The organism is Nocardiopsis codii (assembly GCF_036327455.1).
Classification (GTDB): Bacteria; Actinomycetota; Actinomycetes; order Streptosporangiales; family Streptosporangiaceae; genus Nocardiopsis; species Nocardiopsis codii.
Genome location: NZ_JAUZMY010000043.1, coordinates 1 through 22922, shown reverse-complemented (window position 1 = coordinate 22922; position 22922 = coordinate 1). Strand labels below are relative to the sequence as shown.

General features: G+C 71.4%; 23 protein-coding genes. 10 read left to right on the top strand and 13 right to left on the bottom strand.

Annotated elements, in window-relative coordinates; all coding sequences use genetic code 11:
* Positions 1–82 precede the first annotated feature (82 nt).
* On the top strand, positions 83–442 hold the full coding sequence (locus Q8791_RS28610) for a hypothetical protein (protein ID WP_330094949.1): 360 nt from the start codon (positions 83–85) through the stop codon (positions 440–442).
* 79 nt (positions 443–521) lie between these two features.
* Here the strand turns inward: Q8791_RS28610 and Q8791_RS28605 are convergent, their stop codons facing one another.
* Together Q8791_RS28605 and Q8791_RS28600 are read right to left on the bottom strand one after the other, a co-directional pair.
* Positions 522–884: a GntR family transcriptional regulator gene (locus Q8791_RS28605; RefSeq protein ID WP_330094948.1), complete on the bottom strand. Its 363-nt coding sequence runs from the start codon at positions 882–884 to the stop codon at positions 522–524.
* Positions 885–995: 111 nt separating this feature from the next.
* A complete protein-coding gene (locus Q8791_RS28600) occupies positions 996–1382 on the bottom strand; it encodes a hypothetical protein (RefSeq protein WP_330094947.1) in 387 nt (128 codons plus the stop codon).
* 144 nt (positions 1383–1526) lie between these two features.
* Here Q8791_RS28600 and Q8791_RS28595 point away from each other — a divergent pair, with 144 nt between their 5' ends.
* Both Q8791_RS28595 and Q8791_RS28590 read left to right on the top strand, forming a co-directional pair.
* Positions 1527–2150 (top strand): TetR/AcrR family transcriptional regulator, encoded by a 624-nt coding sequence (locus tag Q8791_RS28595; protein ID WP_330094946.1) that lies wholly within the window; start codon positions 1527–1529, stop codon positions 2148–2150.
* Between the two features lie 136 nt (positions 2151–2286).
* Positions 2287–3072 (top strand): sporulation protein, encoded by a 786-nt coding sequence (locus tag Q8791_RS28590; protein WP_330094945.1) that lies wholly within the window; start codon positions 2287–2289, stop codon positions 3070–3072.
* Between the two features lie 72 nt (positions 3073–3144).
* Here the strand turns inward: Q8791_RS28590 and Q8791_RS28585 are convergent, their stop codons facing one another.
* Together Q8791_RS28585 and Q8791_RS28580 are read right to left on the bottom strand one after the other, a co-directional pair.
* Entirely contained in the window at positions 3145–4956 is a 1812-nt protein-coding gene (locus Q8791_RS28585; RefSeq protein WP_330094944.1) for an ABC transporter ATP-binding protein, read from the bottom strand.
* Positions 4957–5236: 280 nt separating this feature from the next.
* The gene (locus Q8791_RS28580) at positions 5237–6250 is read right to left on the bottom strand and encodes an ABC transporter permease (protein ID WP_330094943.1); all 1014 of its coding nucleotides are present in this window, start codon (positions 6248–6250) and stop codon (positions 5237–5239) included.
* 404 nt (positions 6251–6654) lie between these two features.
* Between Q8791_RS28580 and Q8791_RS28575 the strand changes: the two genes are divergently transcribed.
* The 3 genes from Q8791_RS28575 (at position 6655) to Q8791_RS28565 (ending at position 8594) form a co-directional block, all read left to right on the top strand.
* Positions 6655–6999, top strand: a complete 345-nt coding sequence (locus Q8791_RS28575) for a hypothetical protein (protein WP_330094942.1) — start codon at positions 6655–6657, stop codon at positions 6997–6999.
* 151 nt (positions 7000–7150) lie between these two features.
* Positions 7151–7933, top strand: a complete 783-nt coding sequence (locus Q8791_RS28570; RefSeq protein ID WP_330094941.1) for a DUF899 family protein — start codon at positions 7151–7153, stop codon at positions 7931–7933.
* 310 nt (positions 7934–8243) lie between these two features.
* Entirely contained in the window at positions 8244–8594 is a 351-nt protein-coding gene (locus Q8791_RS28565) for a hypothetical protein (RefSeq protein ID WP_330094940.1), read from the top strand.
* A gap of 153 nt (positions 8595–8747) precedes the next feature.
* Here the strand turns inward: Q8791_RS28565 and Q8791_RS28560 are convergent, their stop codons facing one another.
* Together Q8791_RS28560 and Q8791_RS28555 are read right to left on the bottom strand one after the other, a co-directional pair.
* Positions 8748–10559 (bottom strand): ABC transporter substrate-binding protein, encoded by a 1812-nt coding sequence (locus Q8791_RS28560; protein ID WP_330094939.1) that lies wholly within the window; start codon positions 10557–10559, stop codon positions 8748–8750.
* Between the two features lie 79 nt (positions 10560–10638).
* Positions 10639–11664, bottom strand: coding sequence for an ABC transporter permease (locus Q8791_RS28555; RefSeq protein WP_330094938.1), 1026 nt, complete (start codon positions 11662–11664; stop codon positions 10639–10641).
* A 263-nt stretch (positions 11665–11927) separates the two neighbouring features.
* Between Q8791_RS28555 and Q8791_RS28550 the strand changes: the two genes are divergently transcribed.
* Positions 11928–12644, top strand: coding sequence for a nucleotidyltransferase domain-containing protein (locus Q8791_RS28550; RefSeq protein WP_330094937.1), 717 nt, complete (start codon positions 11928–11930; stop codon positions 12642–12644).
* A 232-nt stretch (positions 12645–12876) separates the two neighbouring features.
* Here Q8791_RS28550 and Q8791_RS28545 read toward each other — a convergent pair whose 3' ends face one another.
* The 4 genes from Q8791_RS28545 to Q8791_RS28530 form a co-directional block, all read right to left on the bottom strand.
* Complete coding sequence (locus Q8791_RS28545) at positions 12877–13014, bottom strand: CorA family divalent cation transporter (protein ID WP_330094936.1); 138 nt, start codon at positions 13012–13014, stop codon at positions 12877–12879.
* A 192-nt stretch (positions 13015–13206) separates the two neighbouring features.
* On the bottom strand, positions 13207–14832 hold the full coding sequence (locus tag Q8791_RS28540; protein ID WP_330094965.1) for an ABC-F family ATP-binding cassette domain-containing protein: 1626 nt from the start codon (positions 14830–14832) through the stop codon (positions 13207–13209).
* A 472-nt stretch (positions 14833–15304) separates the two neighbouring features.
* On the bottom strand, positions 15305–17005 hold the full coding sequence (gene pgi, locus Q8791_RS28535; protein ID WP_330094935.1) for a glucose-6-phosphate isomerase: 1701 nt from the start codon (positions 17003–17005) through the stop codon (positions 15305–15307).
* Between the two features lie 225 nt (positions 17006–17230).
* Positions 17231–18070, bottom strand: a complete 840-nt coding sequence (locus Q8791_RS28530) for an ion transporter (RefSeq protein WP_330094934.1) — start codon at positions 18068–18070, stop codon at positions 17231–17233.
* A 186-nt stretch (positions 18071–18256) separates the two neighbouring features.
* Between Q8791_RS28530 and Q8791_RS28525 the strand changes: the two genes are divergently transcribed.
* On the top strand, positions 18257–18592 hold the full coding sequence (locus tag Q8791_RS28525; protein WP_407942067.1) for a hypothetical protein: 336 nt from the start codon (positions 18257–18259) through the stop codon (positions 18590–18592).
* A gap of 66 nt (positions 18593–18658) precedes the next feature.
* Here Q8791_RS28525 and Q8791_RS28520 read toward each other — a convergent pair whose 3' ends face one another.
* Positions 18659–19375, bottom strand: a complete 717-nt coding sequence (locus Q8791_RS28520; protein WP_407942069.1) for a FadR/GntR family transcriptional regulator — start codon at positions 19373–19375, stop codon at positions 18659–18661.
* A 427-nt stretch (positions 19376–19802) separates the two neighbouring features.
* Between Q8791_RS28520 and Q8791_RS28515 the strand changes: the two genes are divergently transcribed.
* On the top strand, positions 19803–20252 hold the full coding sequence (locus tag Q8791_RS28515; protein WP_330094932.1) for a GNAT family N-acetyltransferase: 450 nt from the start codon (positions 19803–19805) through the stop codon (positions 20250–20252).
* 317 nt (positions 20253–20569) lie between these two features.
* Here Q8791_RS28515 and Q8791_RS28510 read toward each other — a convergent pair whose 3' ends face one another.
* Positions 20570–20782 (bottom strand): hypothetical protein, encoded by a 213-nt coding sequence (locus Q8791_RS28510; protein WP_330094931.1) that lies wholly within the window; start codon positions 20780–20782, stop codon positions 20570–20572.
* 166 nt (positions 20783–20948) lie between these two features.
* Entirely contained in the window at positions 20949–21173 is a 225-nt protein-coding gene (locus Q8791_RS28505) for a DUF397 domain-containing protein (RefSeq protein ID WP_330094930.1), read from the bottom strand.
* A gap of 97 nt (positions 21174–21270) precedes the next feature.
* Between Q8791_RS28505 and Q8791_RS28500 the strand changes: the two genes are divergently transcribed.
* Positions 21271–21693, top strand: a complete 423-nt coding sequence (locus Q8791_RS28500; RefSeq protein ID WP_330094929.1) for a hypothetical protein — start codon at positions 21271–21273, stop codon at positions 21691–21693.
* The last annotated feature ends 1229 nt before the right edge of the window (positions 21694–22922 follow it).

Genomic DNA, 22922 nt, shown 5'->3' with positions numbered 1-22922 from the left:
CCGTGTCCCGTCTCAGGGATCTCCCCGATTTGCCCCTGGTATCCGCCCGCGGCCCCGGAGACGCCCGCGGCACGGTGGGAGCATGGCGTTCATGACGAACAACCCCTCCCACCGCCGGGACGAGGTCGCCGCGGCCCTGAAGGCCGGTCGGGAGCTCGGCCCCGAGTACGACGAGGCCCTGGCCGCGTCCCTGGTCGAACGCATCGACGACACCATCGAGGAGAGGGTCCGTCACCACGTCGCGCGGCAGACCCCCACCGCCCCCGCCAGAACCGGGGTGCCCTCCAACACCGTGCGCTTCGTGCTCTCACTGGTGTGCCTGGGCGTCAGCATCCCCATCACCGGCATCGCCGCCGCCCTGGGCCCGGCCGGGACCCTGCCGTTCGTGTGGTTGGGGCTGATCGGCTTCTACGTCGTGTCCGTGATCGGGCTGCGCCGCTGAGGGCACGTAAGGACCGCGCCCCGCAGGACCTGGGCGGCGGGGAGGGCGGGGCCCGTACCCAATCGACCGCGCCCGGGGGTCAGCGCCTCAGCGCCGCCCGCAGGATCTCCACCGCCTCGTCGTGGTCCAGGCCCACCCGGGAGATCACCTCGGCGTAGTCGCGTGCGGCAGCGAGTGCCTCCGCGCGCTGGTCGTCGCCGCCCGCGGCGACGAAGGTGCCCGAACGCCCGCGGGTCTCGACCACCCCCGCCTGTTCGAGCTCCCGGTACGCGCGCGCGACCGTGTTGACCGCCACCGAGAGCTGCCCCGCCAGGGCGCGCACCGTCGGCAGCCGGTAGCCGACCGGGAGCTCGCCGTTGGCGGCCGCGATCGCCACGATCGACCTGATCTGCTCGTAGGGCGGTACCTTCGACATCGGGTCGATGCGGATGAAATCCGCCATCTCCTGCTGCGCTCCCCACGGTGGCCTACTGCGGTGTCCGGCCCCGATGGGACCGAACACCAAACTACCGTGCGTGCAACGGCTCCATACGGCGACCGTGGGAAACCGGCGTCATCCCACCAGGCGCGGTACCCGCTGGATCCCGTGCAGCCGGTGGGCCTCACGTGCGGTGAGCAGCGTCTCCGCCACCTCCGTGGCCTCGCGCACCTGCGGCCGGGCCAGCCGCTTACGGCGGTGGATCCGGTCCTGGTACCCCTTGAGCCCCACCAGTGTCCGCTCCTTGGCGTAGGCGGCCCGCATCGCCTCGGTGAGCGCCTCGTCCAGTGCGACGCCCCGCAGGTGGACCTCGTTCACGGGCGCGTCCGTCCCCCTCACCGCGTCCAGGGCCTCCTGCGCCTCGGCCACCCCCCGCAGGAGCTCGGGCAGCTGCGCGGCCCGCTCCCGGTCGGCCTCCAGGCTCTCGCGCGCCTCTGTCGTGCTCTTCTCGGCCAGTCCCATGTGTGCACTCCGTACCCGCGTACCGTCGGTCGAGGCCACTCTAGAGGTGACGAAGATCATCCGGCGACCCGGGCCGCGCGTCGGTAGTGGCCCCCGTCCGCGCGATCTGCCACCTTGACGTCGCACACCCCCGAAAGGAACACCATGAGCAGGAACTACGCCGGACTCAGCCGCGAGCGCATCATCGTCGAGGCGCTCCACATCATCTCCGGGCGCGGGTTGGGCGGCCTGTCCATGCGACGGCTGGGCGACGCCCTAGAGGTGGAGGCCATGGCCATCTACCACCACTTCCCCCTGGGCAAGGAACAGCTCTTCAACGCCATCGCCGCCTACGTCGCCTCCCCCTCCCCCCACGGACCCGCCCCCGCCGACGAGGAGCCGGCGGACACCGACGCCGCCGAGGACGGGCAGGGCGGCCCGGAGGAGGAGCCCGTCGACACCCGCCCGTGGGACGTCCGCCTGACCGACTGGGCCGAGACCCACCGCGCGCGCATGCTCGCGTACTCCGGAGCGCTCTCCCTGCTGGTGCACCGCGCGCCGCGCACCCCCGACAGCGACGCCACCCGCGCCCTCATGCACCGCGCCTTCACCGACGCCGGGCTGACCGGCGACGACGTGGACCGCGCCGCCGACGCCCTCCACTCCTACTGCGTCGGCGCGGTCGTCCACCAGGTCCGCCACGCGGACGACGAGGAGGCCCCCGACGCGGCCGAGGCCGAGGCCCGCTTCCGCTTCGGGCTGCGCGCCCTCCTGCGGGGGCTCACCTGATCCGGACCGGCGGCGTGCGCCGACCGGGAACCACGGACGCCTCCCCCGCGTCTCCTCCTCGGGTGCCGATCCCCCTTCTTCCCCTTCTGCCCACCGCCCGGCCACGGCACCACCGGCGCGGTACGGAGAATCCACCATGGTCCTCAAACGCCTGCTCGCCGGTATCGGATTCGGCGGAGCCTCCGTCGAAACGGTCCTGGACTCCACCGATACCCGTCCGGGCGGCGCCCTGCGGGGCACCGTCCACGTCGAGGCGGGAGACGTCGAGCAGCGGGTCGAACGGCTCACCGTCGGCCTCCAGGCACAGGTCGAGACCGAGGTCGGCGACCACGAGGTCAAGAACGACATGGAGTTCCACCGGATCACCCTGGGAGAGGGGACCGTCCTGGCCCCCGGCCAGCGCTTCCAGGTCCCCTTCGAGCTCCCCGTCCCCTGGGAGACCCCCGTCACCGTCCACCGGGGCCGCCACCTGCACCGGATGCACGTCGGGGTGAACACCCGCCTGCACGTGGCGGGCGCCGTCGACCCCGGCGACCTCGACCCCGTGGCGGTCGTGCCGCTGCCCTCCCAGGCGGCGGTCCTCGACTCGCTGGTGGCCCTCGGGTTCACCTTCAAGCAGGCCGACCTCGAACGGGGCCGCATCCCCCGCACCCGCCAGCGGCTCCCCTTCTACCAGGAGATCGAGTTCCGCGCCCCGAGCCGTTACCGGGGGCTGAACGAGTTGGAGCTGTCCCTGGTCACCGACGAGCGCGGGTTCGACGCGGTGCTGGAACTGGACAAGAAGCCCGGCCTGCTCTTCTCCGAGGGCCGCGACAGCTTCCACCACTTCAGCGTCGACCACCGCGACGGCGCGGGGCGCGACTGGTCGGACCACCTGCACCGGTGGATCGACTCCCTGGCCGGGCGGCGCAGCCTGCTCTGAGGCGCGGGGCCCGCGCCCCCGCGGGGGCGCGGGCCCCGTCCAGGCCAACGGCCTGGGGCCCCTCGCGGGGCCTCAGGCCCCCGCCGCGCGCTGCCGGACGCGTTCGGCGCGCAGGTGCCTGGCCTCGTCCGGGTCCAGGACGGGGGCGGCCGTGAGCAGCTGACGCGTGTAGTCGCTCTGCGGATCCTCGTAGATGCCGTCGCTGCTTCCCAGCTCCACGATCTCCCCCTTGCTCATGACGGCGACGCGGTCGCTGACCTGGCGCACCACCGCCAGATCGTGCGCCACGAAGATGTAGGTCAGACCGAAGTCGTCCTGCAACTCCGACAGCAACCGCAACACCTGGTCCTGCGTCGACACGTCCAACGCCGACACCGGCTCGTCGCAGATGATCAGCTTCGGCTTCAGGATCAGCGCCCGCGCGATCGCGATCCGCTGACGCTGACCACCCGAGAACGCGTGCGGGAACCGGTTGTAGTGGTTGGGCTCCAACCCCACCCGCTCCAACAGCTCCTGCACCTGACGGCGCACCTTCCTACCGTCCCTCTCACCCTGCACCCGCAACGCCGTCCCGATCGCGTCACCCACCGTCAGACGCGGATTCAACGACGAGTAGGGGTTCTGGAACACCATCTGCACATCACGGCGCAAAGGACGCAGCGCACGCTCGGACATGTGCGTGATGTCGCGCCCCTCGAACTCCACCCGGCCCCGGGTGGGCTCCAACAGACGCATCACCATCCGCGACAACGTGCTCTTGCCCGAACCGGACTCACCCACGATGCCCAGCGTCTCCCCCTGGTGCAGATCGAAGGACACACCCTTGACCGCCCAGAAGTCCGTGGAGCGACCCCACAGCCCTCCCCGTACCCTGAAGCTCTGCGCCACCTCCTCGACCCGCAGCAGGACCTCGCCCCTCTCCGGCTCGCGGGACGGGGTGAACGCGTCGAAGGCCTCCTGCTGACCGCCCTCCCCCGGCGCGGTCGCCCCCGAAGGACGCCGGCGCTGCTCCGCACGCGCCTTCGCGGCCCGGTCGGAGCGGTCGCGCGCCCGCCGCCGGGCGCGGGAGACCTCCACACGCGGCACCGCCGCCAGCAGTTCCTGCGTGTAGGGGTGCTCGGGTTCGGACAGGACCCGGCGGACGTCACCGCGCTCCACCGCCACGCCGCGGCGCATGACCACCACCTCGTCCACCGAGCCCGCGACCACGGCCAGGTCGTGGGAGACCAGTATCAGGCCCATGTCCAGGTCGCGGCGCAGCTCGTCCAGCAGGTCGAGGATCTGCGCCTGCACCGTCACGTCCAGCGCCGTGGTCGGCTCGTCCGCGAGCAGCACCTTGGGGTCGCACATGAGCCCCATCGCGATCAGCACGCGCTGGCGCATGCCGCCGGAGAACTCGTGCGGGTAGGAGTTGATCCGCTTCCGCGCCTGCGGAATACCGACCCGCTCCAGCGACTCCACCGCGCGCTCGCGCGCCGCCGCACGCGACACCTGCGGGCGGTGCACACGCAGCGCCTCCACCAGCTGGTTGCCGATCGTGAACTGCGGGTGCAGCGACTGCATCGGGTCCTGGAACACCATGGCGATGTCGTTGCCGCGCATCCGCCGCAGCTGCTTGTCCGACGCCGACACCACGTCCTGGCCCACGACCTCGATCGCACCGCTGATGCGCGCCCGGCTGCCCCGGTGCAGGCCCATCAGCGCCAGCGAGGTCACGCTCTTGCCCGAGCCGGACTCGCCCACGATGCCGAGGGCGCCGCCCGCGGGCACCTCGAACGACAACCCGTCCACCGCCCGGACCTCGCCGTCCATGGTCGGGAACACCACCCTCAGGTCGTCCACCCGGACGACGGCCTCCGCGGAGGACGGTGCGGACTCACTCATAGGGGACGCCTCTGCTCTCTCGGTCCGACGGGTCTGGGAACTGCTTCGTCACTGGGGCGGTGCAGGGGGACGCCCCCGGCCGGGGGGCCTCCGGCGGAGGCGGCGGCCGGCACGGCCACGACCGGCCCCGGGCCGTGTTCTCCGCATCCTCGCGGGCTCGCGTCCACCGGGCTCGCTCCCGCCGCGCCCGTGAAGCACGACCGGGCCGGACCCCGCACCTCGTCCTGCCAGAGACCGCCCGGACGGCCGCCCGCCGACCCGAAAGTTCAAAGAACACCCCCTAACCGCGGATGCGCACGCGCGGGTCGATCAGCGGGTAGACCAGGTCGACGATCAGGTTGCAGACGACGATGAAGAACGCCCCGAACAGGGTCACCCCGAGGATCACCGGGAGGTCGCTCTGGGTGATCGCGTTCACCGCGTACCGGCCGATCCCGTTCAGCGAGAACACCTGCTCGGTCAGGACCGCACCGCCCAGCACCAGGCCCAGGTCCAGTCCGAAGATCGTCACGATGGGGGTGAGCGTGGGGCGCAGCGCGTGCTTGAGCACCACCCTCCTCTCACTCAACCCCTTGGCGCGGGCGGTGCGGATGTAGTCCTCCTCGAGGGTCTCCAGCATGCCCGCGCGGGTCTGCCGCGCGTACATGGCGGCGTGCAGGAACGCCAGTGTCAGCCACGGCAGGAACAGCCCCTCCGCCCATCCCAGCGGGTCCTCGGTGAAGGGGACGTAAGCGGGCGTCGCGAACAGGCCCCAGGCGTGCACCAGGAACGCCAGGGCCAGCAGGCCGGTGAAGAAGATGGGCAGCGACACGCCCGCCAGGGCGACGGCCATCGCCAGGCGGTCGAACAGGCTGCCCTTCCACACCGCCGACACCACCCCGACCAGGATGCCGCCGACCAGCCAGATGACGCCCGCGCCCAGCGCCAGGGAGGCCGTCACCGGCAGCCGGGCCAGGATCTCGGGGAACACCTCCTGGTAGCTCTGGAAGGAGTAGCCGAAGCACGGCGCGGAGCACTCGACGGTGTCCCGGCCGAACTGGTACTGGGCTCCGAAGAAGATGCCCCGGACGAACTCCCCGAACTGCACGATGACGGGCTTGTCCAGGCCCAGCCGTTCGATGGTGCCCTGGATCGCCTCGGGCGTCGGTGCGCGGCCCACGTACATGGTCGCCAGCTGCTCGATGGTCCGCCCCGCCCACCGCGGCACCACGTAGAAGATGACGAAGGTGACCAGGGTGACCACGGCCAGCAGCAGGAGGCCGGCGCCCAGGCGACGCAGGATATAGGTCAGCAACGCGCGCGCTCTCCGTTCAGGGGATCGGACGGGGCCGGTCGCGGCGGGGCCGCCGGGGTCACGGTGACCGCCCACACCAGGACACGCCCACACCAGCCACGATAGCTGAGCGTGTTCACACGACCACGCATTCATGTCGGTGTGTATCCGACATCGGGGCGCACCTCCCGCTCCGCACCCCTGACGGGATCTCCCCGGCCCCTCCGGCGACCGGCGACCGGGAGCAGGAACAGGAACGGCAATCACCCGGACTTGACCACTGACAGCCCGGTGGCGTGCTAATTCTGTGATGAGGGTGTGCCGCGGCCTGGCTCGCGGGCCCGCCGTCGTCGCGCCCGGGGAGTGTGGTGTGCACGACCCGGGACCGCGGTTCGCGCGGCAGAAGCGTTTCGAGGAGGACGATCATGCCGGACCTGTTCAGCTCGTCGGACCGGGCCAGAGTGGCCCGCAGTGTGGCGGACGCCTACGGCGTGGACGAGCCGGAGGCGGCACGCATGGTGCGGGAAGCACTGTCCGGGCAGGGCGATTCCGAGCAGGACCAGCGCGTGGCGCCGTTCCTGTGGGCCCAGCTGGGGCCCGCGATGGAGCGGATCCGCCAGGCGCAGAACCGCGTGGACGAGCGTGTGACGGCCGCGGTGGTCGTGCCCCTGGACGTCGCCCGGTCGCGGTGGGCCGGGGCGGTGTTCTGCGAGCACCCTGACCTGGCGCGACTGGACCGGGAACTGGAGGAGTTCTACGGCGAGGCCTGAGCGCACGCCGGTGAACGTGCCGGGCCGCCTCGGGCCGCGCGGGCCGGTCCTCCTGCCGCCAGGGGTTCCGGCCGGGTCGCGGGTCCGGACCGGTGAACGCCGTCGGACGCCGTACGGCGCCGCCCGGCACGAGACACCGTGGAGGACGACCATGACGAACACACCGGACGACCCGGCCGCCGCGCCGCCCGGCCGCCCGCCCGTCGTCGACCAGGCCACCTGGCAGGCCGCCCGTGACGAACTCCTGGTCCGCGAGAAGGCCTACACCCACGAGGGCGACGCCCTCGCCGCGGCCCGCCGCCGACTGCCGATGGTGGAGTTCGACGGGACGGTCGAGGTCGTCGGAACCGAAGGCACGGTCCCGTTCCTGGACCTGTTCCAGGGCAGCGACGAGCTCGTGGTCTACAAGCACATGTGGTACGACGGCGCGCCGCACCAGGGGCAGTGCGAGGGCTGCACCACCACGGCCTGGCACCTGAAGGACGCGGTCTACCTCAACGCCCGCGGGGTCTCGTTCGCCGTCCTGACCACGGGCCGCTGGGACGAGGTGGCCTCCTACGTCGAGTTCATGGGATACACCCAGCCCTGGTACTCGGTGCGCGGCGTGGACGAGCCGGTCGGCGGCAGCATGGGCTTCCTGACCTGCTTCCTGCGCGACGGCGACCGCGCGTTCCTCACCTACTCCACGACGGGGCGCGGCAACGAGCGGGTCAACGGTTCGCTGGGCCTGCTCGACCTGACCCCCTACGGCCGCGGCGAGGCGTGGGAGGACGACCCCGAGGGCTGGCCCGAGGGGCGTGATCCGTGCTGGTCCTGGCGCACGGACGCGGACGGCAACGCCACCTGGGGCCCGACCAGCCGCCCCGTTCCGCAGTGGACCCGCCCCGGCGCGACGCCCGTGGAGACCCTCGGCCGGCACGGCCACCACCACTGACGGTCTCTCGCCAACACCGTTCCATCCGTCGCCGCCCAGCGACCGCGCCCCCACTGGCGCGCGGTCGCGATGCTCCCACCCGGGTCCTCCGCGCCCCCGGGTGTCGCCGGTGGGTTCTTCCGTCAGTGGACAATCCCTCAGGTACGGCCGGTGCGGGTGGAGAGCCCGGGATCGGTGGGTTCGAGGTGGGTTGGCCTGGTGAGGGGGGTGTATCCCGGGGGGCACCGCCCTGCCCCCTGGAGGCCGGTAGCGGGCGGCTACCCGGAGTAGCGAGAATCGGTGCGGTCAACACACAGTGATGGGAGCAACCGTGATCGTGAACCGTGCCCGCAACAAGACTGCCGCGCTGGTGGCCGCCCTCGCCGTCGCACTCTCGACCCTGGTCGTCGCACCGCCGGCATCAGCCGCGGTGAGCCAAGAGGTGACCACCGCCGTCGCGGGAGGGTTCCGAGTCGATGGAGCACGCATCCGCCAGAGCCCCGACACCACCAGCAGCATCCTCGGGCTCGGTTACACGTCGCAATCGGCGAACGTGCGCTGCATCGTGCCGCGACCGCACTTCAGCTCGATGATCTACCTGACGAACAACGCGACCGGGGTCACCGGCTACGTACTCGCCGACTACGTCTGGCACAACGGCAGCTCTCTTCCAGGCTGTTGATCCTGTGAGGGCCACCGCGTCGCACCGACCGACAGCCCCGAGATCCTGAGTCGGCCTCCCGCTACCAACCACCGGACCGGTGGGTGCGTTTCCCCTTCCGGGGTCGGAACGCACCCACCGGCCCGCGCCATCACGGGCCCGGCCCGCTGCCGACTACTCCCTGGTGGTGCCCAGGGTCATGTAGTCGTACATCGAGTAGCCCACGTGGTAGTAGACGTTGGTCAGGTTCGGCGGCCGGTACAGGACGGTCCGCTCGAACACAGCCGGGACGATCACGGCCTGCTGCATGGCCCGCTCGTCGATCTGCGTGTAGATCGACGCGCGCTCCTCCTCGTCGTCGATGGTGACGACCTCGTCGAACCAGTCGTTGATCTGTTCGTCGTCCAGCTCGGAGATGTTGCTGTTGCCCGCCTGCTGGATGGCGTTGCCGTCCAGGATCTTGCTCATGAACCCGTAGCCGCTGGGCCAGTCCGGCGCCCAGCCGTACACGGTCAGGCCGAGGTCGTTCTCGTGCACGAAGTCCGGGGACCCGGCCTGGGTGTTGGTGTAGCTGTCCGACGGGTACTGCTTGATCTCCACCTCGATGCCCACCCGGGCCAGGGCCTGCTGGAGGGCTTCGGCGGTGCTCACGTCGGCGGGGCGGTCCGCTCGGGCGCCGATCGCGGTGGAGAAGCCGTCGGGCTCACCGCACTCCTCCAGCTTCTCGCGCGCCTTGTCCAGGTCCCCCTTGTTCTCCTCGGAGGGGTACAGGTTCATGCCGGGATCGGAGCCCGGCAGCGCGGCCGGCATGATCTGCGTCGCGATGTCACCGCCGGTGTCGCCGCCCCATGCCCGCTGGAGGGCGTCGTGGTCGGCCGCGAACATGACCGCCTCGCGGCAGGCCGGGTCGTCCAGGGGCTCGATGACGGTGTTGACGTTGACGTAGCGCAGCGTGTTGGTCTGCGGGTTGTCGACGCTGTGCCTCTCGTCCTCGTTGGTGATCAGCGTGCCCTTCATCGCCGGACCCACTCCGGTGCCGCCGAGGTCGACGTCGAGCTCGCCGTTGACCAGGCGCTGGTCGATCTCGTTCTGGTCGACCCCCAGCTGCACCTCGATCCGGTCGGGCAGCGCCTTGCGGGTCGGGTCGGTGGCGGGGTCCCACTGGTCGTTGCGCACCAGGTTGAGCGACACCCCGGGACGGTAGTCGCCGTCGAACTTGTAGGGACCGGACGAGATGACGTGGCCCTGGTACTGCTCGCCCCTGTCGGCGTCGGCCGGGACCGGGGCGGTCTGGGGCTGGACCAGCACGTAGGGGAACTCGGAGAAGCTCGTGTTGAGGTGGAAGACCAGGGTGTGGTCGTCCGGGGTCTCGATGCCGTCGAACCCGGCCAGCGGATCGGCCTCGTCGGCGTAGGGCCCCTCGTAGTCCTCGCTGTCGGCCAGCAGCTCCTGGAAGTACTTGGGCCCGTTGGGCAGCGCCTGGTCGCCGAAGTTGCTGCGCGCGATGGCGTACTTGATGTCCTGGGCGGTGATCTCGGACCCGTCCTCGAACTTGAGGCCGGGTTTGAGCTTGACGGTCCACTCGGTGGAGTCGTCGTTGGCCTCCGGCATCGCCTCCGCCAGGTCGGGCTGGAGCTGGGTACCGGCCTCCCCCGGCTCCGGGGTGTAGGTGAGCAGCGTGCGCGCGTAGTAGCGGGTGAAGTTCCAGCTGAACGCGTAGTAGGTGTTGCCGGGGTCGGGTGAGTCGAAGTCCGAGGAGATGGCGTACCGCAGGGTGCCGCCGGTCTGGTCGGAGGGGTTGACGATCTGCGTCTCGCCCTCGTTGAACTCCGCGTCGACCGCCTCTCCCCCGCGTCCGCCACCGCCATCGCCGCAGGCGCTCAGCAGCAGTACCAGCACCGCCGCCGCGGCCGCGGGCACGGCCGCCCGGCCGCGTCCGCGCTGCCGCCCGGGCGGCCCCGCGTGTGTGAAGTGATGGGTACTCACCTTGCCTCCTGAATTCGCTGCTGGGACCGTGCGGCGCACGGTCCGGAGAACGGGACGGGCCCGGGACGGGCGGGGCGCATCAGTCGGAGGAGCGGGGGTCGAACGCGTCGCGCAGCCCGTCGCCGAAGAGGTTGAACGCCAGGACGGTGATGAAGATGGCCAGACCCGGGATGATCACGAAGTGCGGCGAGGTCGTGTAGAAGCGCAGGGCGCCCTCCAGCATGCCGCCCCAGGTGGCGGTGGGCGGGTTGATGCCGACACCGAGGAAGCTCAGGGCCGCCTCGAAGAGGATGTTCGTGGGGATGAGCAGGGTGGAGTAGACGAGGATCGGCGTGACGAGGTTGGGCAGGATCTCGCGGAAGACGATGTGCGCGCTGCCCGCGCCGAGGCTGCGCGAGGCCTCGACGAACTCGCGTTCCTTGAGGGTGAGGGTCTGGCCGCGCACGATGCGGCCGATGTACGGCCAGTTGAAGAACCCGATGATGAACACCAGCACGCCGATGCGCAGGTTGTTGCCGGAGAGGCCGAAGGCGCCGTCCGGGATGACGCCGACGAGGGCGATCGCGAACAGCAGCAGCGGGAAGGCCAGGAAGATGTCCATGGCCCGGCTGATGACGGTGTCGACCCAGCCGCCGAAGTACCCGGCGACGATACCGAGCACGGTGCCGATGACGACGCACACCACGGTGGCGACGGTGGCGACCAGCAACGAGGTGCGGGCGCCGTAGACGATGCGGCTGAACAGGTCGCGGCCGTTGACGGGTTCGACGCCGAGCAGGTGCTGTGTGCTGACGCCGCCCCACGGGTCGAGCCCCTGGGCGGGGTCGTCGGGGTCGCGCAGGACACCGCCGGTGAGCGGGTCGACCAGGTCCTGGTTGAACTGGTTGGGAGGGTGGCCGAACCAGGCGGTCAGCAGGGGCGCGCACAGGGCCACGAGGATGAGGAGGATGACGACGATCCCGCCCGCCATCCCGACCTTGTCCCGGCGGAACCGCTGCCAGGCGATCTGGCGCAGGGACCGGTTCGCCGCGTTCGCCGCTCCGGCGACCACCGCCTCGGGGTCGGCGTGCTGGGACGACTCGGGCGCGTCCATCGGCGCGGTCATGTGGCACTGCCCCCGTTATCGCTTTACGTAGTAGATCGACTACGCAAAGATTGCACGAGTGACATGGGCGTTTCCAGCGTCCGCGCCGGGCTGCGACCGCCCTGTCCCACGCGGGACAAACCGCGACAACCTGGGGCTATACGGGAGACGGGTCCGACGTGTGCCGGCGGCCCCGCCCTCCCCCCGGCCCGTGGAGGGCGGCGCACGCCTCCCTCCGACGGAACCCGCGCGTGGACCGGGCCCGGCGGCGGTAGGACCACGAGATGAAGAGAGAGCGGGAAGCCCCCGTCCCCACGGTCCTGGACCTGTCCCGCCGCCTGTTCCCCGAGGCCCTGGCGGTGGTCCTCGGCGGCAGCTCCGCCGCGGGCCGCCTCACCCCGACCTCCGACCTGGACGTGGTCGTGGTGACCCCGCCCCGGGCCGCCCCGTACCGGCACTGCCTGCGCTGGGCGGGCTGGCCGGTGGAAGTCCTCGTCCACGACCCGCAGACCCTGGCCGCCTACTGCGAGGACAACCTGGCACACCGCTGGCCGGGCATCCCCCGCCTCCTGGCGGAAGGGGTGGTGGTGACCGACACGGGCGGTCTCGGCGCCGCGTTCCAGGCGCAGATGCGGGACCGGCTGGCGGCCGGTCCCGCACCCCTGACCCGCGCGGAGCTCGACGAGCGCCGGTTCGTCCTCACCGACCTGCTCGACGACCTCGCCGGGGCGGCCGACCCCGGGGAGAGGGCCTTCGTCGCCTGGCGTGCACTGACCGAGGCCGCCCGGCTGGCGCTGGCCGCCGGGCGGCACTGGCAGGGATCGGGCAAGTGGCTGCTGCGCGAACTCCGTTACCTGGACGCCGGGTTGGCCGACCGGGTCGTGGCGGCCCTGGACGATCCGGCGCGGGCGTACGCGGTCGGGCGCGAGGTGCTCGACCGCGTCGGCGGCCCGCTGTGGGAGGGCCACACGGTGATCGAACCCCGGCACCCGGGCCGGTGAGTCGGGGTGCGCGGGACGACCACAGGAGTCGACGCCGTCCACGCCCCGGTCGTCTCCCAGGGACACGGGCTTCGGCGTGCCCGGCGCACTCCGGGAAATCGGCCCGTCCCGGTGGGCCGACCACCTGGTCGGCACCGCCGGGCTCGTGCTGTTCGACCGGCCCCGGCGCGGCGCTCTGCACGGAGTCGGGCGCACGCCCGGGGCGGGCTCGGCCGCCGCACCGGCGAGCGGCTCAGAGCCAGTGGCGCCACTTGAACACGCCCCAGAGCCCGACGCCCAGGCCCAGCATGAGCGCCACGGCGAACGGATACCCCCATGCCCAGTGCAGTTCCGGCATCTGGTCGAAGTTCATCCCGTACACGCCGGCCACGAGCGTCAAAACACGGCGAGGGCCAGGGGCGAGGAGGATGGCCACGGAATCTGGCGCCTCCCACCCCGAAGGACCTCGAACGAACTCCCGAACACTCCACCTTTATGTTGTGGATTTCTAGATCGGGGCCGGGGCCGCCGAGGCGTGCGGTGGGTACCCGCCCAGGCAGCCCGCGAGGAGCACGGCCGGTCCCTAGGAAGCGGACTCCGCCTCCCCCGCGGCACCGCCGTCGACCAGCCGCAACTCGGACCAGGACCAGTTGCGGCGCAGCCACCGGTCGTGCGACGCCACCACGACAGCTCCCGGCGCCGTACCCAGGGCCTCCTCCAGCTCCTCCGCCAGTGCCAGGGAGAGGTGGTTGGTCGGTTCGTCCAGCAGCAGCACGTCCGGGGAGTGCCCGATCAGCATGGCGAGCGCCAGGCGGCGCCGCTGCCCCACGCTCAGCAGCCCCACCGGCCGGTCCAGGTCACGCGGCGCCACCAGGCCCAGGTCGGTCAGGCGCGGGGCGTCCGGCAGCGACGCGTTCAACCCGTCGTAGAGCCCGCGCGGGGTCCTCTCCGGGGCGGAGAACACAGCGTCCTGCTCCAGCAGCGCCACCGTCACCCCCCTCCGCCACAGCACCTGCCCCGTCTCCGGCCGCAGCCGGCGCCCCAGGGCGTAGAGCAGGGTGGACTTGCCCGCCCCGTTGGGGCCGGTCACCAGCAGGCGGCCGTCCGGTGGGAGGTCCAGGTGCTCCAGCCGCAGGCGGCCCGGCACCACCACGTCCCGCAGGGTGATCGCGTTGCCGTCGGCCTCCCCCGGGGCGCGGGTCAACGGCGCGCTGAACGCCAGGGGCCTCGGCGGCCTGCGCACCTGGTCGCGTTCCAGCTCGTCCAGCCGGGCCCGTGCGTTGCGGACCCGGCGCGACACCTGCTTCTCCACGCGCCCGCCCGAGAAGTCGTACGCCATCTTGGCGTTGTCCCGCGGTGCGCGGTGGTGGGAGACCTGGCGCGAGGTGGTCCGCACCGCCTCACGCAACCCCTTCAGGTCGCTCTGTTCCCTCTGGTAGCGCTGCTCCCAGCGCTCCCGCTCCAACCGCTTCTCCTCCAGGTAGAACGAGTACGCGCCTCCGTAGTACGTGGGGCCCTCGATCGCGGGGTCCAGGTCCAGCAGGCCGGTGCACACCGCGTCCAGGAAGACCCGGTCGTGACTGGCGAGCACCACCACTCCCGGCAGGCCCCGCAGGAACCCCTCCAGGAACTCGAGCGCCTGGTCGTCCAGGTGGTTGGTGGGCTCGTCCAGCAGCAGGGCCCGCGGGCGGCGGACCAGCAGCGCGGCCAGCCCGAGACGGCCGCGCTGCCCGCCCGACATCCGGCCCACCCGCCGTCGGGGTTCGACCCCGCCCAGCCCGAGTCCCGCCACCACCAGCTCGGCGCGCCGCTCGGCGTCCCACACCTCCCCCCGCTCGGCGTCGGCCAGGGCCTGCGCGTACGCCGCCAGTACCCCGGCGTCCCCGGGAGCGGCGTCGAGCGCCGCCGCGCTCCGCGTCAGCCTCCGCTCCACCTCCCTGGCGGGCGCGAGCGCCTCCTCCATGACCTGGGCCAGCGTCGTCTCCGGGTGGTGCGGCAGCTCCTGGCAGAGGAAGCCGGTGTCGTCGGGCCGTTCCACCCGGCCCGCGTCGGGTTCCTCCTCCCCCGACAGCAGGCGCAGCAGGGTGGACTTCCCCGCGCCGTTCTCTCCGACCAACCCCAAGCGTTGGCCCGGGGCCACGTCGAGGCCGACCCCGTCGAACACCACGTGGTCGCCGTAGACGCGGGCCAGGTCGCGGGCGCGCAGCAGCGGCGGACCGCTCGCGCCGGGCGCCGCCGTGGGAGGGCGCGTCGACTTCGCGGATGTGGCGGGCGCGCCGCCCTGTGCGGGTGTGGATTCGTGGGTCACGGAGTGGGACCACCCTTCGTCTGGGGGTGGGTCCCGATGCCCGGCCGGTCCCGTCGCCTCCCGGGCGCGTGGAGCGCGGATCCGTGGAGCGCGAAGCGGCCTGCCGGAGGGCAGCGGACGCAGGGTCCGCCGCCGACATCGAGACCGCACCGCGGGTTCGCGGGTACGCGGAGCGGGGTACCGGCTCAAGCCCCGGACGGGCGAGCCCCGCACGCTCGGCGGATCGGTCTCGATGTCAGTTCAGCATGTCGGCCCCAGGCTAACCGGACGGTCCCCGGGCGGGCAAAGGATTTTCGCGGCGCGGCGCGACCTCCGACCGGCGGGACCAGGGGCGCAGCGGCTCGCGACCGCCCCCGGTCCGCACTCCCTTCCCCTACCGGCCGCGGAGGGAGCGGTAGCGCTCCACCAGGGAGGCGGTGGAGGCGTCGAGGCCGGGCACGTCGGCGCCCTCGCTGAGGGCGGGTTCGACTCGTTTGGCCAGGACCTTTCCGAGCTGGACGCCCCACTGGTCGAAGGAGTTGATGTTCCACACCGCTCCCTGCACGAACACCTTGTGCTCGTAGAGGGCGACGAGCTGCCCCAGGACGGACGGGCTGAGCCGGTCGGCCAGGATCGTCGTGGTGGGGTGGTTGCCCGCGAAGGTGCGGTGCGGGACCAGTTCCGCGGGCACACCCTCGTCGGCGACCTCCTCGGCGGTCTTGCCGAAGGCCAGCGCCTGCCCCTGCGCGAACAGGTTGGCCATGAGCAGGTCGTGCTGGGACTCCAGGGACACGGGCAGGTCGGGGGCGGGGTTGGCGAACCCGAGGAGGTCCGCGGGAACGAACCGGGTGCCCTGGTGCAGGAGCTGGAAGTAGGCGTGCTGGCCGTTGGTGCCGGGGGTGCCCCACACCACCGGGCCGGTCTGCCAGCCGACGGGCCGCCCGTCCCGCTGCACGGACTTGCCGTTGGACTCCATGTCGAGCTGTTGGAGATAGGCGGTGAACTTGGACATGTAGTGGCTGTAGGGCAGCACCGCGTGGCTGTGGGCGTCGAGGAAGCCGCCGTACCAGACGCCCAGGAGGCCGAGCAGGAACGGCAGGTTGCGCTCGGCCGGGGCGGTCGCGAAGTGGGTGTCCATCAGGTGGAACCCGGCGAGCATCTCCAGGAACTGCTCGCGGCCCAGCGCCACCATCAGGGACAGGCCGATGGCCGAGTCGTAGGAGTAGCGGCCTCCCACCCAGTCCCAGAACTCGAACATGTTGCGGGTGTCGATACCGAAGGCCTCGACCTCGGGGGTGTTGGTGGACACCGCGACGAAGTGCTTGGCGATGGCGTCGCCGCCGGGCTTCTCGCCCAGCCCGTCCAGCAGCCAGCCGCGCGCGGCGGTGGCGTTGGTGATGGTCTCGACGGTGGTGAAGGTCTTGGACGCGACCACGAACAGCGTGGTGGCCGGGTCCGCGTCGATGAGCGCCTCGTGGAGGTCGGTGCCGTCCACGTTGGACACGAACCGGAACTCCAGGCCCCGGTCGGTGTAGGGGCGCAGCGCCTCGTAGGCCATGGCGGGACCGAGGTCGGAGCCGCCGATGCCGATGTTGACGATCCTGCGCACCGGCAGGCCGGTGTGACCTCGCCACTCGCGCGAGCGGACCCGGTCGGCGAAGTCGCCCATGCGTTCCAGGACCCGGTGCACGTCCGGCACCACGTCGCGGCCGTCGTTCTCGATGACCGCACCACGGGGGGCGCGCAGGGCGGTGTGCAGGACGGCTCGGTCCTCGGTGACGTTGATGTGGTCGCCGCGCAGCATGGCGTCGCGCAGGTCCGCGACGCGGGTGGCGGCGGCCAGCTCGCGGAGCAGGCCGAGGGTCTCGTCGGTGACGAGGTTCTTGGAGTAGTCGACGTGCAGGTCGCCGACGTCGAGCGTGTACCTCGCCGCCCGGGACGGGTCGTCGGCGAACAGCTCGCGCAGGTGGGCGGGGCCGAGGCGCGCACGGTGTGCTCCCAGCGCGGTCCACTCCTCTCTGTGGTCCAGGGGAAGGGCCGCGGGGGCCCCTTCTCCGGTGTCCTCAGTGCGAGGGAGGGGTGTACTGGCAGACATCCGGTCGCTCCTCGTCGTCCGTGGGGTCTGGTGCGGGCGGTGGCGCACGGGTGCTCGGTCCTCGGGACGCTCCCACCGTGCGGCTGTGCCCGAAGGCGTGTGCGCCGCGCCGTCCGGGGACGTCCGGCGCACAGCCCTAGCCTGCCACGAACACCCCCGCTTCAGGGGCTTTCCACAGCCACGGCCGGGGGATTCCCCTCACCGGGGGCGGGTGCGCTCCGGCGTTCACGCCTCCTGGCGCTCGCGTCGCAGTTCGGACACCTCGGCGCGCAGCGACCTGAGTTCGGCCAGGATCAGCGCGTGCCCCGGGTCGGGACCGCCGTCGTCCGGGTCCGAACCGACCCGGCCGCCCGGCCCGTCGCCCGGACCGCCGTCGCTCTGCTCGCTGTCGTCCTTCTCCAGGGCCTCCACCGCGACGGCGATGAACAGGTTGAGCGCCACGAGCGTGGACACGAGCACGAAGACGACGAAGAACACCCAGGCCATGGGCTTGTGCTCCATCACGTCCTTGGCGATGGTGCCCCAACCGTCGGCGGTGGCGATCTGGAAGAGGGTGAAGAGCGAGGTGGGGAGGTCGTTGAAGTACTCCGGGGACACCTCCGCGAAGAGCCGGGTGGCCATGACCGCGGACACGTAGAGGAGCAGCATCACCAGGAACAGGATGGACATCATGCCGGGCAGCGCCCGAAACAGTCCGGACACGACGTGCCGCAGGGTCGGTATCACCGACAGCAGCCGCAGCACCCTGAGGACGCGCAGCACGCGCAGCACGGAGAACGGCCCGGAGGTCGGCAGCAGGGCGATCCCGATGATCACCATGTCGAACCAGCTCCAGGGGTCGCGGAAGAAGTCCGCACGGTGGGCGAACACCCTCAACCCCAGTTCGAGGACGAACAGGGCGAGGATCACCATGTCGATGCCGTGGAGGAGGTCGCCGTGGACCGCCATCACCCGGGGAGAGGTCTCGATGCCGAGGATGAGGGCGTTGATCAGGATGAGGGCGACGACGGCGGCCTGGAACCAGGGGGCCTCGACGATCGTTCGGACCCGGTCGCGCACGGTCACGGGAGAGGGGACTCCGTTCGTAATCTCGGACAACAGCGCCAAAGCCTACCGTCCGTGACCACGCGACGTTTCGCACTTTTCGCCCACTACGTCTGCTTCGCGGACTGTCCTCACCCGCCCCACTGGCATCCCCTGCCCCGACCAGGCATGATCAGGAGTAGGGACCCGAGAGGGAGGGGGAGGCCGGTGACAGGACGACCCGACGAATTCGACGCGGGACCCTCCGAGCCCGCACTCGGGCACGAGGGCGACATCGACGACGTGGACGCGGTCATGGACGCGGGTGCCGCGGACCAGGACACCGCCGTGGCCGAGTTCCTGGAGGACTACCCGTACGGCCACCGGATCGAGGAGATCGAGGACCACGACGCCCTCGGCATCGGTGCGGAGCTGGACCGGGAGGTTCCCGAGCGGGCACCGGAGTCCGAGGAGGAGCACTCCCCGGCGCCGGACCGCGAGGACATGACGCGGATGCTCGGCGCGGAGGAGGTCGCGGACGGCATCCGCGACGGTGACGGCTGAGGCCGTCGGCGCCGCGTGGCAGCCGCAGACCGGTCCCGGCCCGGTGCGTCCGCTCCGTGCCCGGGATCAGTCCCCGGACCCGCCGCTCCGCGCCAGATCGGTTCGGAGCCAGCGTTCCACCCGCAGGACGTGCACGGTCGCGGCGGCCCTGGCCGCGTCGGGGTCGCGCGCCACGAGGGCCTCGTGGATGCGCTCATGGTCCTCGTGGAGTTCCGCGGTCAGACCGGCCTCCCGGTGACCGGCCCACACGCGCGCGTTGAAGGTGCGCGAGGACAGCCCGTCGTTGATCGCCGCGAGGGTGGCGTTGCCCGTGCTGGCCACGATGGCCTGGTGGAAGCCGAGGTCCGCACCGGCGGTGTCGAGCACTCCCCCGTCACTGCCCTCCCCTACCAGGCGCGCGCCGGCGCGGAGTCCGCCGCAGTCCATCGCAGCGGTGCCGTCCATGTGCTCCAGGAGCGCACCGATGCGCTCCAGGTCCCGTGCGTCGGCCCGCGCCGCGGCCAGGGCCGTCGCGGCGGGCTCGAGCATCCGGCGCACCTGGAGGACCTCCAGGAGGGTGTGGCCCTGGGACACCTCGGCGAGGACGGAGAAGGTCTCCAGCAGGTCCGCGGGACGCAACGCGGTGACGTAGACGCCCGCTCCGTGGCGGGACTCCAGGACACCGAGCGTGGTGAGCGCGCGGATGGCCTCGCGCATGGAGCTGCGGGACACCCCGAGCTGGGCGGACAGGTCGCGTTCGGTGGGCAGGCGCTCGCCGGGTCCGACCTCGCCCCCCGAGATCATCGCCTTGATCCGCTCGACGGCCCTCTGGGTGACGGGCGTGCGCTCGCCGCCGGAATCGCTGGGCACGGATCTCTCCAAGTCATCGGGGCCGGCGGTGCAGCGGGAAGCCGCAGCGCCATGCACGTCGCACAGAGGTGTCATCATACCAATTCAGGCTTCCTTCGCCCGAAAATCTCCCTACCTTCGGATTATCCTCACGCCGGCCTTTCCCTTCCGACCAAACTGGTCCGACCATTAGGCGCAGAGGGCAACCAGCCGCACCGGGGATTCCGGGACTGCGGAGAGCGGTTCCGAGGGGAGGGACCTCGACGCAGCCGTTCCGTGCTGTTCCCCAGGAGGGCGGTACTCGGGTTCGCCCGTGCTCGCGGTGTGCCCGTCGGCGGCGTGGTGGCGGTGACCGGATCGACCGGAGGACTACCGTGCTGGAATGCTGATCCGTCCTGCTCTGCCGGGTGACGGCCCGGCGATCGCTTCCCTGATCGTGGCCGCGGCCCCGCACTTCGAGGTGAAGGGCTACCCGGACGGCTACTGGCCCGACGGCATCGTGGTCCTGGTCGCCGTCGACGAGGATGTCGTGGTGGGCTGGATCGAGGGGGTCATGGACGGCGCCTACATGGGTCCCGGAACGCCCACGCCTCCCCCGCACGGGTATGTTCTGGCGCTGATCGTGGATGCGGCGTGGCGGCGGCGGGGGATCGGCACGGCGCTGCTCGAGGAGTTCGTGGCCATGGCGCGCGACGCGGGTTCGCGGTGGGTCTTCCTGCTGCCGGAGGAGGGCGAGTACGTGGAGGGACGCGTGGCGTTCTTCGACGCGGCCGGGTTCACCCCCGTGGACCACCCCGGCAAGACGTGGCCCGCCATGGGCCGGTGGACCTGACGGGCCCGGTCCCACTCCCACGCGCGTGGGGCTCGCAGCGAGTGTCCCGGGGGTGTGGACGAGGTGGACGAAGCCGACCGGGCGGGTACATGACCTGCGTGGACGATGAAATCTCTGACTCCCCGACCGATGACGAGGCCTGGCTCGCAAGCCTGGCGCCCGAGTGGCGCGCCGTGGTCGTGATGATGCTGAGGCGACTGTGCGAGGCCGATCAGGACAGCACGTACAGACAGGGACACTGATCCCCGCACTCCGCGCACCGTCCGTCATCCGCACCACCGTGGGGTCGGATGCCCCTGGGTATGTTCGCGTCAGCGTCACTCCGCGCGGTCGGCACGTCGGACGACCGACGCCGCCCACACCGTGCCTGCGGCGAGGATCGCCCACGTCACCCACAGGGTCCACGTGATCCAGGAACCCTCGGCGGTCAGGGTGTACACGATCAGGGCGACGGCGGTCATCAGAGAGGTGACGATCGCCCATCCGGAGATGGCGCCGGCGCGGGTCCTCGCGGTCTGCTCGTCGTCCACGTCGCTCCTCAGGGCCGGGGTGGCCCGGGTCCGTCCCACACGCGTGGGGATCACGCTTTCACCGGCGAACCGCTCCCGCAGGGCAACTCTGTGAGCACCCGCGCGATCGAGGGTGCCGACTTGCAACGACAAGCGGTGGAGGCCCCTCTTCGGAGGGGCCTTCCTGCTACCCCCGCGCCACGTCGAGGAACACTGCCCACTCCCGCCGCGGGATGTCGATGTGACCGGCGTGCGGGTTCCGGGAATCGCGGATGGCGGTTCCTGTGGGGAGGTCGGCGACCTCGACGCAGTCGTGGGAGGCGGCGCTGTAGCTGCTCTTGCGGAACGCCACCTCCACACGGTTGCCTCGGACGCCGCTGTGACCGGACCTGGAGAACACGAGCTCGCTCATTCCTGTGGTGTACCCGCTGTGGGGGTGGGACGGCTGTCCGGAAGCGGCCTGATTCAGCCACCCGTCGACCCCGAGAACCCACCGCCGGCGTGTAAGGATGAGCGCACCACGCACCCTGGAAGGTGGTCTCGTGGACGGCCTGGCAGTACTTCTGGTGATCATCGGCGGCGGCTACCTGGTTTACAACTTCGATGGCATCCTCGAGATGCTGGAGGATCCCAGGTGGCTGATCAACCTGGCGGGACTCCTGGCCCTCGTCTGCCTGGCGCTGATGGCCCTCCTTGTTCTCGGCTCCGTCATCGGCGAGCTCGACGACGACGAGAGGGGTGACCTGGGGGGACTCCTGCTCCTCTGCGGTGTCGCCTACTTCGCCTGCTTCGGCCTCAACCACCTCATCGAGTTGGACGACCACTCGCCCCCGCGCGGGGGCGGCGGGGGAGGTGCCGGGTACGACGGCCGGTCCTCCGGCAGCGGCTGGGGGGACGGCGACGGAGACGGTGGGGACGGCGGAGGGGACTGACGGGGACCCGCGACGGGGGAAGCGGGTTCAGGGCGCCGGCTAGGGCGTGTTCCGTGGATGCTTTCGGTTGACTCGGCGCTTGCGCCGATCGACGCGAGCGGCTTCCAGGCCATCTCTCACAAGACGGGTAGCGCAGGTCAGCCCGGGTTTGGCTGTCCAAGCGCAATCGGCGCGGCGAGAGGCAGCCTGGGGGACGCGAGCCCGGAATGATCCGCCGAACGCGGCCTAGTCCTGCCGAACCCGGTCAGGAACCGCGGGACGGCGACAGCGCGCACGACCCGTGAGGACTTGCCCTTCCGCCCCCGCGTGTGGGGGGCTCACCACTCATTGACCGGGGACGAGGCCGATCGTCGTTCTCCGCGAGATCGACCGGCACGCCACGGAACGCGCCGTCCCCGCCGACTGCCTTCCCGAGGACCGCGAGGGGCCTGACCGGGCACCGGTTCCGGCTCCACGCCTCCCTGCCCTCACCCGCATGACCAGCCGAACAGCGGAAAGCCCGCCATCCTTCGGGATCGGCACGGACGGTGCCCTCCGCCAGGGAAGCCTGTTCCGTATGAGCCCGACCCGCAGTCGATGAAGTCCAGGCGCTGCGCCTCACGCCCGGCCGAGGCCACCCGGGACACCTCACACGACCCGGGTCACCTCGCGGGTCGAAGCGGTGGGTCGACCAGGCGGGGGTGGCGTCTCCTCTCGCACGTCCGGATCGTCTCCCCCTGGATGTCGACGAAGGCCAGGTCATGGGCGTTGGAAAGCAGTTCGTCCCGGCGGACCCCGACCCGGTCGGCCGAACTGTTCGAGGTCTCTGGCTCCGGTTGAACCGTGTTGTGCCCGGCAGCGGGATGAGCGTCGTCGAAGCTGTGCTCACCTGACGCCACCCACAGCCGTCCCCCGCGGGGTGAGGGCGCGGGACGCGCCCGCGCCCCGCGCGCCACGGCGTGTTCACACCGAGGGACTGAAACGAGGCAAAAGCGAACGAGACCTCACATCAGTGCATTCATCTGTTAACAGGTCCGTCTTCTACCGCCGTTAACGTCTCGTTCCACTGATTCCATGGCCGCGTGGCGGCGCCAGGGGCAGAGGAAGGAGGGGTCGCGTATGCCGTTGGACCCGAACATGTCCGACTCCTCACGCAACGCGATCAAGGTCCTCACCGGCATCGAGGTCCCCAATGTCAGCCTCGCCAACCTCGGCCGCGCCTCCGAGGTCTACGCCACCCTGAACCAACG

Excerpts from the sequence above, each read along its gene's own strand:
- Q8791_RS28555 (WP_330094938.1), bottom strand. The coding sequence starts at position 11,664 with ATGACCGCGCCGATGGACGCGCCCGAGTCGTCCCAGCACGCCGACCCC.
- Q8791_RS28570 (WP_330094941.1), top strand. The coding sequence starts at position 7,151 with ATGACGAACACACCGGACGACCCGGCCGCCGCGCCGCCCGGCCGCCCG.
- Q8791_RS28550 (WP_330094937.1), top strand. The coding sequence starts at position 11,928 with ATGAAGAGAGAGCGGGAAGCCCCCGTCCCCACGGTCCTGGACCTGTCC.
- Q8791_RS28585 (WP_330094944.1), bottom strand. The coding sequence starts at position 4,956 with ATGAGTGAGTCCGCACCGTCCTCCGCGGAGGCCGTCGTCCGGGTGGAC.
- Q8791_RS28605 (WP_330094948.1), bottom strand. The coding sequence starts at position 884 with ATGGCGGATTTCATCCGCATCGACCCGATGTCGAAGGTACCGCCCTAC.
- Q8791_RS28610 (WP_330094949.1), top strand. The coding sequence starts at position 83 with ATGGCGTTCATGACGAACAACCCCTCCCACCGCCGGGACGAGGTCGCC.
- Q8791_RS28575 (WP_330094942.1), top strand. The coding sequence starts at position 6,655 with ATGCCGGACCTGTTCAGCTCGTCGGACCGGGCCAGAGTGGCCCGCAGT.
- Q8791_RS28595 (WP_330094946.1), top strand. The coding sequence starts at position 1,527 with ATGAGCAGGAACTACGCCGGACTCAGCCGCGAGCGCATCATCGTCGAG.
- Q8791_RS28500 (WP_330094929.1), top strand. The coding sequence starts at position 21,271 with ATGAGCGCACCACGCACCCTGGAAGGTGGTCTCGTGGACGGCCTGGCA.
- Q8791_RS28520 (WP_407942069.1), bottom strand. The coding sequence starts at position 19,375 with ATGATCTCGGGGGGCGAGGTCGGACCCGGCGAGCGCCTGCCCACCGAA.
- Q8791_RS28600 (WP_330094947.1), bottom strand. The coding sequence starts at position 1,382 with ATGGGACTGGCCGAGAAGAGCACGACAGAGGCGCGCGAGAGCCTGGAG.
- Q8791_RS28515 (WP_330094932.1), top strand. The coding sequence starts at position 19,803 with ATGCTGATCCGTCCTGCTCTGCCGGGTGACGGCCCGGCGATCGCTTCC.
- Q8791_RS28505 (WP_330094930.1), bottom strand. The coding sequence starts at position 21,173 with ATGAGCGAGCTCGTGTTCTCCAGGTCCGGTCACAGCGGCGTCCGAGGC.
- Q8791_RS28590 (WP_330094945.1), top strand. The coding sequence starts at position 2,287 with ATGGTCCTCAAACGCCTGCTCGCCGGTATCGGATTCGGCGGAGCCTCC.
- pgi (WP_330094935.1), bottom strand. The coding sequence starts at position 17,005 with ATGTCTGCCAGTACACCCCTCCCTCGCACTGAGGACACCGGAGAAGGG.